The organism is Pararhizobium polonicum, from assembly GCF_001687365.1.
Lineage (GTDB): Bacteria > Pseudomonadota > Alphaproteobacteria > Rhizobiales > Rhizobiaceae > Pararhizobium > Pararhizobium polonicum.
Map to the genome: position 1 here is coordinate 93,081 of NZ_LGLV01000018.1, position 13,368 is coordinate 106,448.

General features: G+C 60.2%; 13 protein-coding genes. 4 read left to right on the top strand and 9 right to left on the bottom strand.

All coding sequences use genetic code 11. From position 1 onward, the window contains the following. Window position 1 precedes the first annotated feature (1 nt). From ADU59_RS25395 to ADU59_RS30745, 3 genes are all read right to left on the bottom strand, one after another. On the bottom strand, window positions 2-1,006 hold the full coding sequence (locus ADU59_RS25395) for an ABC transporter permease subunit (RefSeq protein WP_068957880.1): 1,005 nt from the start codon (window positions 1,004-1,006) through the stop codon (window positions 2-4). A gap of 96 nt (window positions 1,007-1,102) precedes the next feature. Then, the gene (locus ADU59_RS25400; protein ID WP_068957883.1) at window positions 1,103-2,698 is read right to left on the bottom strand and encodes an ABC transporter substrate-binding protein; all 1,596 of its coding nucleotides are present in this window, start codon (window positions 2,696-2,698) and stop codon (window positions 1,103-1,105) included. Continuing rightward, window positions 2,695-2,868 carry a hypothetical protein gene (locus ADU59_RS30745; protein WP_158515766.1) on the bottom strand — a complete coding sequence of 58 codons (174 nt, stop codon included), beginning with the start codon at window positions 2,866-2,868 and terminating at the stop codon, window positions 2,695-2,697. The genes ADU59_RS25400 and ADU59_RS30745 overlap by 4 nt, the downstream gene beginning before the upstream one ends. Before the next feature lie 413 nt (window positions 2,869-3,281). Between ADU59_RS30745 and ADU59_RS25405 the strand changes: the two genes are divergently transcribed. Both ADU59_RS25405 and ADU59_RS25410 read left to right on the top strand, forming a co-directional pair. Then, entirely contained in the window at window positions 3,282-3,899 is a 618-nt protein-coding gene (locus ADU59_RS25405) for a helix-turn-helix domain-containing protein (protein ID WP_158515767.1), read from the top strand. A gap of 85 nt (window positions 3,900-3,984) precedes the next feature. After that, window positions 3,985-4,407, top strand: a complete 423-nt coding sequence (locus tag ADU59_RS25410) for a response regulator (RefSeq protein WP_083198418.1) — start codon at window positions 3,985-3,987, stop codon at window positions 4,405-4,407. Window positions 4,408-4,427: 20 nt separating this feature from the next. Here ADU59_RS25410 and rirA read toward each other — a convergent pair whose 3' ends face one another. The 4 genes from rirA to ADU59_RS25430 form a co-directional block, all read right to left on the bottom strand. Beyond that, the gene (rirA, locus tag ADU59_RS25415; protein WP_068957889.1) at window positions 4,428-4,892 is read right to left on the bottom strand and encodes an iron-responsive transcriptional regulator RirA; all 465 of its coding nucleotides are present in this window, start codon (window positions 4,890-4,892) and stop codon (window positions 4,428-4,430) included. A gap of 267 nt (window positions 4,893-5,159) precedes the next feature. Continuing rightward, entirely contained in the window at window positions 5,160-6,230 is a 1,071-nt protein-coding gene (locus ADU59_RS25420; protein ID WP_068957891.1) for a M48 family metallopeptidase, read from the bottom strand. Continuing rightward, window positions 6,220-7,311, bottom strand: coding sequence for a YjgN family protein (locus ADU59_RS25425; protein WP_068957893.1), 1,092 nt, complete (start codon window positions 7,309-7,311; stop codon window positions 6,220-6,222). Before ADU59_RS25425 ends, ADU59_RS25420 begins: the two co-directional genes overlap by 11 nt. Window positions 7,312-7,508: 197 nt before the next feature. Then, the gene (locus tag ADU59_RS25430; protein WP_068957895.1) at window positions 7,509-9,005 is read right to left on the bottom strand and encodes a CoA-acylating methylmalonate-semialdehyde dehydrogenase; all 1,497 of its coding nucleotides are present in this window, start codon (window positions 9,003-9,005) and stop codon (window positions 7,509-7,511) included. 125 nt (window positions 9,006-9,130) lie between these two features. Between ADU59_RS25430 and ADU59_RS25435 the strand changes: the two genes are divergently transcribed. Both ADU59_RS25435 and ADU59_RS25440 read left to right on the top strand, forming a co-directional pair. After that, window positions 9,131-9,448, top strand: coding sequence for a putative quinol monooxygenase (locus tag ADU59_RS25435; RefSeq protein ID WP_068957897.1), 318 nt, complete (start codon window positions 9,131-9,133; stop codon window positions 9,446-9,448). A 13-nt stretch (window positions 9,449-9,461) separates the two neighbouring features. Further along, on the top strand, window positions 9,462-10,343 hold the full coding sequence (locus ADU59_RS25440) for a LysR family transcriptional regulator (RefSeq protein ID WP_068957899.1): 882 nt from the start codon (window positions 9,462-9,464) through the stop codon (window positions 10,341-10,343). Window positions 10,344-10,353: 10 nt separating this feature from the next. On the opposite strand, the gene bcsN is transcribed toward ADU59_RS25440, so the two are convergent. Both bcsN and ADU59_RS25450 read right to left on the bottom strand, forming a co-directional pair. Then, window positions 10,354-11,280 (bottom strand): cellulose biosynthesis protein BcsN, encoded by a 927-nt coding sequence (gene bcsN, locus ADU59_RS25445; protein ID WP_068957902.1) that lies wholly within the window; start codon window positions 11,278-11,280, stop codon window positions 10,354-10,356. Next, the gene (locus tag ADU59_RS25450; protein WP_139093224.1) at window positions 11,277-13,367 is read right to left on the bottom strand and encodes a bacterial transcriptional activator domain-containing protein; all 2,091 of its coding nucleotides are present in this window, start codon (window positions 13,365-13,367) and stop codon (window positions 11,277-11,279) included. Before ADU59_RS25450 ends, bcsN begins: the two co-directional genes overlap by 4 nt. Window position 13,368: the final 1 nt, after the last annotated feature.

Below are 13,368 nucleotides of genomic sequence, written 5' to 3' on the forward strand. Positions count from 1 at the left end.
CCTAGTGCCGGATACGCGGATTGATGAAGCCGTAAAGCACATCAACGATGAGGTTGACGATCATGATCACGGCGGCGATCAGCATCAGCCCGCCCTGCACGACCTGATAGTCGCGCTTGAAGACGGAATCGACCATCCACTTGCCGATGCCCGGCCAGGAGAAGATCGTTTCGGTCAGGATCGCTCCGGCAAGCAGCACCCCGACCTGAAGCCCGATGGTGGTGATGACCGGGATCAGCGCGTTGCGCAGCGCATGCACGCCGATCACCCTAAACGGCGACAGGCCCTTCGAGCGAGCGGTGCGGACATAGTCCTCGCCGAGCACTTCCAGCATGGCGGAGCGTGTCTGGCGGGCAATCACGGCGAGCGGAATGGTCGCCAGCACGATTGTCGGCAGGATCAGATAGGTGACCGCCGACTTGAAAGCGCCCGCCTGCCCCGAGATCAGGCTGTCGATCAGCATGAAGCCGGTGACCTGCGGGAAGAAATACATCAGCGAGATGCGGCCCGAGACGGGCGTCCAGCCGAGATAGCCGGAAAAGAAGATGACGAGCAGCAGGCCCCACCAGAAGATCGGCATGGAGTAACCGATCAGCGCCGTTCCCATCAGCGACTGGTCAAGCCAGGTGCCGCGCTTGACGGCCGCCAGAACGCCGGCCGGAACCCCGAGGGCGACGGCCAGAATGATGGCACAGAGCGACAGCTCGACGGTTGCCGGAAACAATTGCAGGAAATCGGTCAGCACGGCCCGTTTGGTCACGATCGAGCTTCCGAAATCGCCGTGCAGCAGGTTCACGAGATAGTCGAAATACTGAATGTAGATCGGCCGGTCGAGGCCGAGGTCGGTCATGATCTGGGCATGACGCTCGGGTGCCATCACGCGTTCGCCCGACATCAGCATGACCGGATCACCGGGCAACAGGCGGATGAACGAGAAGGCGATAATGGAAACCCCGATGAAAGTGGGGATGAGGACGGCCAACCGTCCGAAAATAAAGCGCAACATGGGCGTTTAGTCCGATTGTAAAACCGGCGGCTCGAGGAATTCGAGCCGCCGGAAACCGCCACCGCGGTTGCGGCGGGCATAGGTCATACGGAAGGATTATTCAGCAATATCAACGCCGTTGAAGCGGTGAATACCAAGCGGGTCCATGACGAAGCCGGTGACCTTCTTGTTCAGCGGAACGAAAACGAGCGAGTGGTCCAGCGTGTTCCACGGTGCTTCCTTCTTGAAGATGACCTGGGCCTCTTCATAGAATTTCGTGCGCTCCGCGACGTCGGCAGTTGCCTTTGCCTTGGTCATCAGATCGTCGAACTCCTTGTTGCACCACTGAGCGCGGTTGTTGCCGCCGACAGCGTCGCAACCGAGCAGGGTGTCGAGGAAGTTGTCCGGATCGCCATTGTCGCCGGTCCAGCCGAGGATGGCCGCGCCGTCGCGGTCCTTGGCGGACGAAAGCTTCAGGTACTCGGCCCATTCGTAGGAGACGATTTCCACCGTTACACCGATGGCGGCCAGATCGGCCTGCATCAGTTCTGCCGCGCGGCGGGCGTTCAGCATGTACGGACGGGCAACCGGCATGGCCCAGATCTTCATCTTGAGATCCTTGACGCCAGCGTCTTCAAGCATCTTCTTGGCCGCTGCCGGATCGTACTTGTCGTCCTCGACCTTGTCGTTATACGACCACATCGTCGGCGGGATCGGGTTCTTGGCAACCGTTGCGGCTCCCTGGAACACGGCATCGACGATGGCCTGCTTGTTGACGGCCATGTTGAGCGCCTTGCGGACTTCAACCTTGTCGAACGGAGCAACCAGCGTGTTGTAGGCGAGGTAGGAGACGTTGAGGCCTTCCTGCTCGAGAATCGTCAGGTTCTCGTCCTTCTTCAACTCGGCAACGTCGGCTGCGTTCGGATAGGCCATGACATGGCATTCGCCGGCCTTCAGCTTCTGCGCGCGGATTGCGGCATCGGTGGTGATGGCGAAGACGAGGTCGTCGATCTTTTCCTTGCCGGCCCAGTAGTCCGGGTTGGCCTTGTAGCGAATCGCGGCGTCCGTCTGGTAGGCGACGAAGGTGAACGGACCGGTGCCGAGCGGCTGCTGGTTCATCAGCTCCATCTTGCCATCGGCAGCAAGCTTGTCGGCATATTCCTTCGAGAGGATCGAGGCGAAATCCATGCCGAGGTTGGCGATGAACGGCGCTTCAGCCTGCTTCAGCTTGAACTTGACGGTCAGGTCGTCGACCTTGGTGATCGACTGGATCAGGTCCGGGAAGCCCATGCCGGAGAAATATTCCCAGGAGGCGCCGGCAACATACTTGTTCCAGGGATTGTCAGCCTTGTACTGGCGCTCGAACGAGAAGATCACGTCGTCGGCGTTGAAGTCGCGCGTCGGTGTGAAATAGTCGGTGGTCTGGAACTTGACGCCCGGGCGCAGCTTGAAGGTGTATTCGGTGCCGTCAGCGGAAACTTCATAGCTTTCCGCGAGGCCAGGCTCGAGTTCCGTCCCGCCATGCTTGAATTCGACGAGCCGGTTGTACACCGTGCGCGACGAAGCATCGAATGTCTGGCCACCCGTGTAGAGGCCCGGGTCGAAACCTTCCGGTGAGGCTTCGGAGCAATAAACCAATGTCTTCGACCATGCAGAACCGGCCATCAAAGTGGCGATCGCGGTTGCAGCAAGGAGAGTAGAGAGCTTTTTCATGAGTTTGCTTCCCAGCTTTGTTCTTGTTCTCGTATTTTTCTGACGCAGAAGCCATTGTTTCCGGTCAAGGCCGGATGGAACGACATTTGCGACGGCATTGCAATAAGCATCCCAAAAAATTTGTCCAATTGGAAAAATTCTCCGAATGCGACGGAGGCGGCGCTATCCACGACTTTCTCCCTCGAAAGCCGTCAATCGAATCACTTCGCGCGCACGCAAAAAGTCAATCCCAAATTGCACGGATAGCGGCAGGTTGCGTGCCGTGGCATAAGCCATGTGCGGGGCGGGGAGGACTGTCAGGCTTTTATCTGCCAGGCGGGGATAGATGAAAGTGGTTGTAAGCGGTCCTCCCTCTCGCCACCCCCTTCCCGGCTCGAATTCAGCAGTTCAAAACTGCCGGCAATCCCCCTTTCCGGTTGAGATGCCGGTTGCTTATGGCGAATCGCACGTTAAACTGGTGGTCGCGGGATACCTGGGGGACGGCCGCGTCGTGGCAACTCTTCTGAAAAACCACCGGCGATACCAATCCGACAGCGATTTGGAGAAAGCTCTCAATCGGGTCGATTTCTTTCGAATTTTCCATATGATGGCGCTCCGCTATGGTTTCGACCATTTCGGCATCCTGCAACTCGGAAACGAGGGCGATGCCTGCATGCTGACGAACCGGCTGGCCCTGCACGACCTCCCCTCCGGATTGGCGGAAGAATACGACAAGCGTCATCGTTTTGGCGATTCCGTCGTTTTCAAAAGCCTCCACACCTCATCCATTCCCTCCATCTGGAAGGCCGACGATCCGCATCTCGGCAATGGCGGCAATCTTCTCGATCAGCTGGGCTTCGAGATGCTGGTGTGCGTGCCGGTGACCGGCATCACTGGCGCGCGTTATGCCGTGCTGTTTCTGGGCGACGGCGAGGACATGGATCAGCCGGCGCATTTCGCGCTCTGCTACGATGCCGTTTGTGCTTTCGATTATTTCTACCGGCTGGTCCTGTCCAACAAGGCGGGGCTGGGTCTGACGCCGCGAGAGACGGAAATATTGCGCTGGATCTCACACGGCAAAACCGCAAGCGAGATCGCGCTGATCGTCTCCGTCTCCGAGCACACGGTCAACTCGCACACCGCGACCATCCTGAAGAAGCTCGACGTCGTCAACAGAACCCAGATGGTGGCCAAGGCGATACGGGAGCAGATCATACAATGACACCCGAGCCGAAACCGATCGCCATGGCCCGGCGCAGCTCCGCGCCGTCATCGGCAGCCAGTCCACCAGACGGAACAGGCGGGTCATGACGCAGCCCATCCACATCCTGCTCGTTGACGACGACCCGGCCGAGAACCTGATCATGCGCAGCGTGATGAAAAAGGTCTCAAGCGCCGATATCCATCTGCACTACTGTGAAACGATCGATGCCGCGCTCGATTTCATCACATCCGGAAAACCGGTTTCCATGGTGCTGATGGACAATCGCCTGCAGCCCCACGCGGATTTTCGCGAAACCGTGCCCGCCCTGCGCCAACACGGTTTCATCGGCCCGATCGGGGTGATTTCCGCATCGCTCGCCGATCCCTATTTCCAGACCTTCGAGGAATACGGCGTCGATTTCCGCATCGACAAGGCGGAGCTCGATCCGACCGCCATCGAATTCATCCTGCGGGAATATGTGACGAAATCATGGACAGCAAAAAGCCCGGACGAACCGGGCTCCTGATGTTCACGCTGCCGATCAAATCAGGCAGCGGCTGTCTTCGGGTGCGTGATCTGGTCGAGGCCAAGCAGGAAGTTGATCTGCGGCCGGGCCTTCACCAGGTCGTCGATCGAATATTGCTGCAGCACTTCGAAGAAGGCATTCAGCGCCTTGCGCAACGCCGAGTTCAGACCACAGCTGTCGACGAGCGGGCAATCGATCTCGCCAGCCTCGAAGCACTCCGCCATGGCAAAGCTGTCCTCGGTAACCTTGACGATATCGAAGAGGCTGATCTCGGCTGCCGGCTTGGGCAGGCGCACGCCACCATTGCGGCCGCGAACCGTCTCGACCAGGCCAGCCTTGTTGAGCGGCTGCAGGATCTTGAAAAGGAAGAGCTCCGACACTCCATAGGCCTTCGCAATTTCCGGGATGCGGCTGAGATGGCCGTCATTGGCGGCGCAATACATGAGCATGCGGACTGCGTAGTTCGTTTGCTTCGTCAGGCGCATTATTTACTCCAGGCTTCGAACTTTCGGCGCCCCTCGGTTCGGCTGAACCTATGAGCCATAGCGGCACTCAAGAAATCGCGGGCATGCGGCGAATCTACCGTCTGCCTCACATTCTGCTTCCCATATAGGACGGATCCTAGTTTGGAACAATTCCAAAAAGCAGAAAATCATCTGAACGTGATCATGATCAGCTTCTTGCGGGCTGTCTACCCTTCAAACGGGAAAAAGTTGAAATCACAAGTCATGTTATAGTCTGCGGTCGATGCTCTAGTTATTCGGCGCCTGCTTCTGGCGCAGCTCCGCTTCGTATTCGAGAATCGCCGTCTTGCGCTCCGGGGTCCCCGGATGCGTGGAAAAAATAGACGTGCCCGATGTATCGCCGAGCTTTTTCTCGATAGCCTCAAAGAAACGCGCAATGGCGGCAGGATCGTATCCGGCCTTTTCCATCAACTCGACCGAACGCCGGTCGGCAGCGCTTTCCGCCGATCTGGAATAGGAGAGTGCAGCAAGCCCGCCGCCCTGGACCAGCAGATCCTCGACACTGTCGCCCACGTCACCGGCAATCAGCATGATCAGACCAGCCATGCCGGCGGCGCGATAGATCTGCCGCAGGCTGTGCTCCAGCTCGACATGGCCGATCTCGTGCGCCAGCACGCCGATCAGCATCTCGGTATCGCCGCCGGCGAGTTCGACCAGTTCATCGGTGATGATCAGCGTACCGTCCGGCAGCGCAAAGGCGTTCGGACCGATCGCCCCGCCCTTCCGGAAATTCAACGTATACGCGGTGGCACCGCTGACAGACTGTGCCGCGATGCGGGCAAAACCATCGGAAATCGCGCGCGTCTGCGCCTCGTCCAGCCCCGTCTCGTCAAGCACGGTGCGGTCCAGCGTTTCCAGCGTGCTGATCGACATCAGCTTCGGCACCACCGGAGGGGTGACGGCGACGGCAATCTCGACCAGCACCGGCAGCGCAAACCGGTAGACTAGGCCGGACAGCAGGAAAACCGCCGCGACGAAGACCAGCAGGCGCGGATGAAACCGCTCGAGGCTGTGGACAAACCCTGCCCTCTTGCGCCCGTTGGCGCTTTGAAAGCTGTCGATCGCATCGTTGTCCGTGGTTTCGAACAGCGAACCATCGGGAAACGTGATGCGGCGCGGGATCGAGCCGACCCGCGCCGATATATCGAGAGCGGAGAAGACGGCCGATGCGAGCGCCGCGCCATCTTCGGCGACGGCCTCAATCCGCCCATCCCTTTCGACGAGGCGCGCCGCAACCGAGCGGCTGGAATCGCGCGGATGCCAGTCGCCACGGCAAATCGGCTTTTCGTCAGAAGCCAAAATCGAAGCCCTCGAATTCCATGAACTCCGCGCCGACGGCTGAGCCCTCCTGCTGAACCGTCGCAAGAATTTCCCCGACATCGCCGTCAAAGCGGACGGCCGTATGCTCATAGACATACCGTGCCATGCGAACCGCCGCCCAGGGGCGCATCAGGCCAAGCGTCAAGACTGTGACGATCACATTCGACACCGCGATCCAGACATAGCCGAACCGCGGCAGGTCGCTCTTCAATGCGTGTTTGCCATCGAAGTGCGCCGACGACCAGGCAATGTTGCGCACGCCGGCGCGGTAGAACAGCGCGGCGATGCCGAAGGAAAGCAGCACGGCCAGATAACCGAATACTCCCAGGAAGACCAAGGATGTCCTGAGCTCAGGCGGGATCGCCTCCGGATTGTCGATCAGCGCGATGATCAGGGACAGATTGGCAAATGCTGCGACAACAATGATCAGCAATCCGAGAATGACAATCAGTGCCGAAAAGAACCAGGTCTTGTAGATTGGTCCCAACGCTGGATCCGTTGTGAATGCCCGGCCGCCATAGCGCAGATTGTTGCCCATATAGCGATACATCCAGCGGCTGGCGAGCGGCGCGAGAATGCCGAGCGACAGAACGGCCATCACCGGACCGGCCATAAAAGCGATAAAGGCGCCGCCCATCTTGCCGACGAAATCGAAGCGAACGTTGCGATAGCTTGTCACCCGGGCACCGAAGCGCAGACCGCGCATGATCAGCCACGGAAAGAAGAAGAAAAGAATAACGGCCAAAACGATGCCCGCAATCGGCAATGCCGCCAGCAGAATATTGTAGACGACGAGATAGGCAAAGACGATCAGACGGCCGATGAAGATCTGCTTGCCCCGGGCATGATATTCGAAGGCGCGGCCGAGCAGCATCGTGTTGCCATAGAAATAGCGGTTGCGCCGCACCTTCGCCCAGGCCGAATAGATGCCGAGCGTAATGATCGTCAAAAGGATGTTGACGATCCAGATGCCGAAATATTCCGTGGCCTTTCCGGTAAACGACAGCCGGTGAAATTCCTGTGATGCCGCCGGCAGTGGCGCCGTTTCGGTCATGCTCATAGTTGCCCCTCTTCCATATCCATTCGATGCACTTGAAGAAACGGCCGGCCATCCCCCGATATTCGGCCCCCGATATTCATCCACGCCGGAAGTCTTAGACGGCCCCCTCCGCGCGTCAACCGCGCCGAGGTGACTGCCATAAAAAAAGGGCCTCCGCGAGGAGGCCCAATTCAGGGAGGATACAGAAACTGGCGACGTTATTTCATCGTCGGCATGACGAACTCGGCACCATCCTTGATGCCGGACGGCCAGCGCGAGGTGATCGTCTTGGTCTTGGTCCAGAACTTGATCGAGTCCGTGCCATGCTGGTTGAGGTCGCCGAAGGACGAGGACTTCCAGCCGCCGAACGAGTGGTAGGCCAGCGGAACCGGGATCGGAACGTTGACGCCGACCATGCCGATGTTAATGCGGCTGGCGAAATCGCGGGCTGCGTCACCGTCACGGGTGTAGATTGCAACGCCATTGCCGTATTCGTGCTTCATCGGCAGATCGAGGGCTTCCTCGTAGTTCTTGGCGCGAACAACGGAGAGAACCGGACCGAAGATTTCCTGCTTGTAGATGTCCATGTCCGGCGTGACATTGTCGAACAGGCAACCGCCGACGAAATGCCCATTTTCATAGCCCTGCAGCTTGAAATCGCGGCCGTCGACGACGAGGTTCGCGCCTTCTTCGACACCCTTGTTGATCAGGCCGAGAATACGTTCCTTGGCTTCCTTGGTAACGACCGGGCCCATGTCGGCCTTCTCGTCGGTGTAAGGACCGATGCGCAAGGATTCGACCATCGGAGTGAGCTTTTCGATCAGGCGGTCAGCGGTTTCCTTGCCGACGGGAACGGCAACCGAGATCGCCATGCAGCGCTCGCCGGCCGAGCCGTAGCCGGCCCCCATCAGGGCGTTGGCGGCCTGGTCGAGATCGGCATCCGGCATGATGATCATGTGGTTCTTGGCGCCGCCGAAGCACTGGGCGCGCTTGCCGTTCATCGCAGCCGTGCCATAGACATAACGGGCGATCGGCGTCGAGCCGACGAAGGAGACGGCGGAAATATCGGGATGCGTCAGGATCGCATCGACCGCGCTCTTATCGCCGTTGACGACATTGAGGATGCCGGCCGGAAGACCAGCCTCGATCATCAGTTCGGCCAGGCGGATCGGAACGGACGGATCGCGCTCGGATGGCTTGAGGATGAAGGCGTTGCCGCAGGCGATCGCCGGGGCAAACATCCACATCGGGATCATCGCCGGGAAGTTGAACGGGGTAATGCCGGCACCGATGCCGACGGCCTGGCGGATCGAATACATGTCGATGTTCGGGCCGGCACCTTCGGTGAACTCGCTCTTGGAAAGATGCGGAATGCCGATGACGAATTCGCAGACTTCGAGGCCGCGGATGACGTCGCCCTTGGCGTCGTCAATGGTCTTGCCATGCTCGCGCGACAGCATCTCGGCCAGCTCGTCCATGTTGTCGTTCAGGAGCTGAACAAACTTCATGAAGACGCGGGCGCGGCGCTGCGGGTTGGTGGCTGCCCATTTCGGCTGTGCGGCCTTTGCATTTTCAACGGCTGCCGCCATTTCCGCGTCGCTGGCCAGCGCCACGGTCGCCTGAACTTCGCCGGTTGCCGGATTGAAGACATTGGCGGTACGGCCGCTGGTGCCGGCAACACGCTTGCCGCCGATGAAATGACCGATCTCGTACATGGGTGATCCTCCTGATCTTGATTATGGCAGGAGTGTCGCACTACAATATCCACAAATCAACGCGCGATATTCAGCAACCGTTGTGCAAGAATTGATGTTGCCAAGAGATCGAGGAGGTCCTGCGGATGAAAGCCGACGCCGAAAGAATGGTCAGGATGGCAGAGCTGGAAATCGATCCGGCCCGGATTGGGGACTACATCGCTTTGCTGAGGGAGGAGATCGAAGCCTCGGTGGCAAAGGAACCCGGTGTCCTCATGCTCCATGCCGTCACGGTCAAAGGCGCGCCTGAGAACGTTCGCATCCTTGAAGTTTATGCCAACCGGCAGGATTACGAAGCCCATATCCAGACACCGCACTTCCTCAAATACAAAACGCTGACTGCCGACATGGTGAAGGCGCTCAATCTTGTTGACGTGGACCCGATCGTCCTGTGCGCCAAGTAAGGAATGCCGACCAATGAACTGGGATGACGTCCGCATGTTCCTGGCGGTCGCGCGCAGCGGCCAGATCCTGTCCGCCTCCAAGCGGCTGGGCCTCAATCACGCGACGCTGAGCCGGCGCGTCACCGCGCTGGAGGAATCGTTGAAGACGCGGCTGTTGATCCGCCGCACCAATGGTTGCGACCTGACGGCGGAGGGCGAGATCTTCCTGCATGCGGCCGAGCGGATGGAAACCGAGATGCTGGCAGCGCAGGCGCAGATCGGCCGGATCGATACGGCGGTCGCCGGTACCGTGCGCGTCGGGGCGCCGGATGGTTTCGGCGTGTCGTTCCTTGCCCCGCGGCTCGGCAGGCTGACGGCGCGTTTTCCCGAACTGCGCATCCAGCTGGTGCCGGTGCCACGCTCCTTTTCGCTGTCACAGCGCGAGGCGGATATCGCCATCACGCTGGAGCGGCCGGAACAGGGCCGGCTGATCTCATCGAAACTGACGGACTACACGCTAGGGCTCTACGCTTCGCAGGACTATCTGACATCCCACGGCACGCCCGAAACGATCGAGGACCTGAAAAGCCATCGCCGCATCGGCTATGTCGAGGACCTGATCTTCACCGCCTCGCTCAATTTCACCGGCGAGATCATGCGCAGCTGGGACGCCGCCTTCGAAATCTCCAGCGCCACCGGCCAGACCGAGGCCGTCCGCTCCAGCGCCGGGATCGGCATCCTGCACAATTACATCGCCCGGCAATATCCCGAACTGATCCGCATCCTGCCGGAAACGACCATCCGGCGGGGCTACTGGACCACCTATCACGAGAGCGCCCGCGAACTCGTCCGCGTCCGCACCGTCGTCGATTTCCTTCAGGAACTGGTCACCGAGGAACATCACATCTTCCTTTGAAGACGATTACTTACTCCGTGGCGGAAGCAACGGCTGCCGGCGCCAAAATGATCGCCGGCTTGACGATCGCCTTGCCGGAAACAGTCTGCCCGACGACGGCGGGAACCGTATCGGTGGCGGCAAGAACGGCTGCTTCCCCCGGCATCGGTACCTTGACCGCGCCGACGATCGTTTTCTCGTCGCTCTTCACAGCGTCAGATGAAGCCTCCGCAATGACAATGCGTTTCGGCACAGGGCGCACCGGGGCCATGACGGCGACGTCCATCACAGAGGGTTGCGGCATATACAGCGGTGTAGCAGATACTTTCCCCGAACCCGCTGCAAAGCGTAGCGTCTGGAATGTCTGGGACGAAACCGGTTTGATCCGCAGCCCCTGCATCAGGACGGCGATGCGATCCTGCGACATGGATGGATTGCAATAGCGAAGCCGGATCTGGGCCGCGTAGCCGGAGCCAACCCCGCCATCCGGCGTGATGTTTCTGGCCTGCTGCCAGGCATAGATGCAACTGCCACCTTTGCCCAAGGCCCCTGTTGCGTAACCGAAAATGCCATAGGCATTGTCGCCGATCACCGGGCTGACGCGCATGCGCACGCCGGAAAGGGCACCCCGCATTTCCGCCTCGACCTCGGATTGCGACGGCGCGCGCCGGATGCTCTTGCCCCCCTTGCCGATCGTCACCGTCAGGGCGTTTTCGCCGGCAAGGTCGGTGGCATTGGCATAGAGGATCGTCTGTTCGACATGGTTTTCGCCCACGGTCTGGCGCACGGACGCAGCCCCGATCCCCGGCACAATCGCCAGCGCATAATCCGCAGAAACGGCGGTCGCCAGAGACGGACCATTCGCTTTCAGCGCGCCGGTCTGCAGGAAGGGATCATCGACAGTCGTGCAGGCAGCAAGCGGCATCATCACCGCGAGAGCAAGGAAAATCCTGTTCATCGGCGCGTATCCCACTGGCTCGTCACCATCAGCCCGCGGCGAACGCCGGCATCGGAGAGGTGGTCGTTCAGGCGCTGGAACACCTGCTTGGCCATGACCCTGTTGCCGAGGTGATAATAGGCCCAGCCGCGAAGCTGGCTGAGGTCGGACGGCTCGGCCACCAGACTGGCGCGCGCATTCAGGGCATCCAGCGTATTCTGGTATTGTTTCTGATCGAACGACGCGCGTGCTCGCTGGATGTAGATTTCCGCGCGGATTTCCCGGTCGCGTTCGGCATTGAGCGGATAGGCCGTAAGGATCGCTTCGGCATCATCGGTCAGGCGGCCGCGCAGGAGCGTCAATGCCGTGCCGTAGGCAGCGTCAGCGCGGATCTGGCCGCTGGCATTCAGCCCTTGCGCAAAGGACGCACGGGCTTCCGACAAGCGGCTCAAGCCCAGATAGCACCAGCCGCCGATCTGGGCTGCATCGGGAGACAGCTGCCCCCTCGCCTGCAGGTCGCTCAGATCGTTGATGCAGGCGCTGTAGCGTTTGGCCTGGAAATTGCGGAAGTAATTGGCCTGGATCGCGCCGCGCGGCTTGATGACGGCAGCGGCCTTCTCGCCCTTCGGCGGAGCCGCCGCCTTGATCTCGCTCCAGATATCCGGATAGGCCGTGCCGTATTTTTCCTGCAGCCCGACAAATTCCCGCTTCTGCGACAGACGCAGATAGGAGAGAGCCAGTCCCTTGACGCGGGCGGGTGCCACCTTCCAGTCGACGGACTTCTGGAACCAGGCGGAAGCAGCCTCGTACTGCTTGGAGTTATAGGCGTACCACGCCAGAATCTCGGCATGATCGGCATTCAGCGTCTGCAGGATCGTCGTCGAATAGGAGGCGACGATCGTCTCGTCGATCACGGCCATGTCCGGTTTGGCGAAACGCAGCGACAGCGCGTTCATCAGGAATTCCGGATCGCCGGCCAGATCCTGCAGATGGGTGGCAGCCACCTGATAGGCCTGCTCTTCCAGCCCCTGCGCGGCAAGGCTGAGATAAAGCCCCTTGGCATTGGCAGCATCCGCCTGCAGGTCCAGCGCCTTGCCGAACCATTGCGCGCTCACGGCCGGTTGCTTGATCTTGAGATAATACCAGCCCAGCAAGGCCATATCGTCCGGCTTCGGCGGCACCGAGGCCTTGAGCAGCGCCAAGCCGTCTTCGGGCAAGGGCGCCGTCTGCTTTGCATCGGCATTGAAATCGGCGACCGTCTTGCGCAGCAGATCGAACGCGACGGGCTGAAGGTCTGCCTGCATGGCCGGCGTCACCGCCAGCTTTTGAATGACAACCTGAACCTCGGATGCCGGAAAATCCCGGATGGCCTTTTGCAGCGTCGGCACCAGCACGGTATCGGGCAGGCGTTTGTCGCCTTCGCGCAGCAGAATACCGCGATAGACATCCGCCAACGGCTGCTTCATGCCAACAGCGGAATAGGCGTCAATCAGCATCCACAGCAGATCCGGCTCTGTTTCCGTTGCCGGATCGATGCTGCCTGCGGCCTGGATGACATCCGTCCAGTTCTTGTCCTTTGCCGCCTCGGTCATCAGCACGCGCTGCTTCTTGCGGGCGAGCTTGTCGGCAAAATCGGCGGTCGGCGCCCAGTCCGGCGTCTCGCTCTTGCGGCGGATGATCTCGGCGTCGACACCGGTGAAATCGCTTTTGTCGTAGAGTTGCCACAGTGCGGTCTCGTCGGCACCACGTGCCGATTGCGGCAGGAACAGATCGTGCGGCATTTCGAACTGCGGGAACTTGAGCCTCAGCCGCGCAGCCTCGGCGGCAACCCGGTCATCCTGCTTCTGTTCGGCATAATAATAGAGTGCGGCCAGTTCGACCTCATCGGGACTGTCCTTGCCATCCGCCACCGCCTTTACCGCCTGATCGCTACTTGCAGCAGCCGGAGTTTCGGCCTGTCCGGACGCAGCAGCCGTCATCGCGTCGTCGACCAGCCGGAAGGAACCGGCCGCCTGCGTCAGCAGGGCTGCGGAATCCTGCGAAAAGCCGACGCATGGCACCAACAAAGTGGAGGCGGCCAGCAACCCTATCCAGTGTTTCCTCATCACG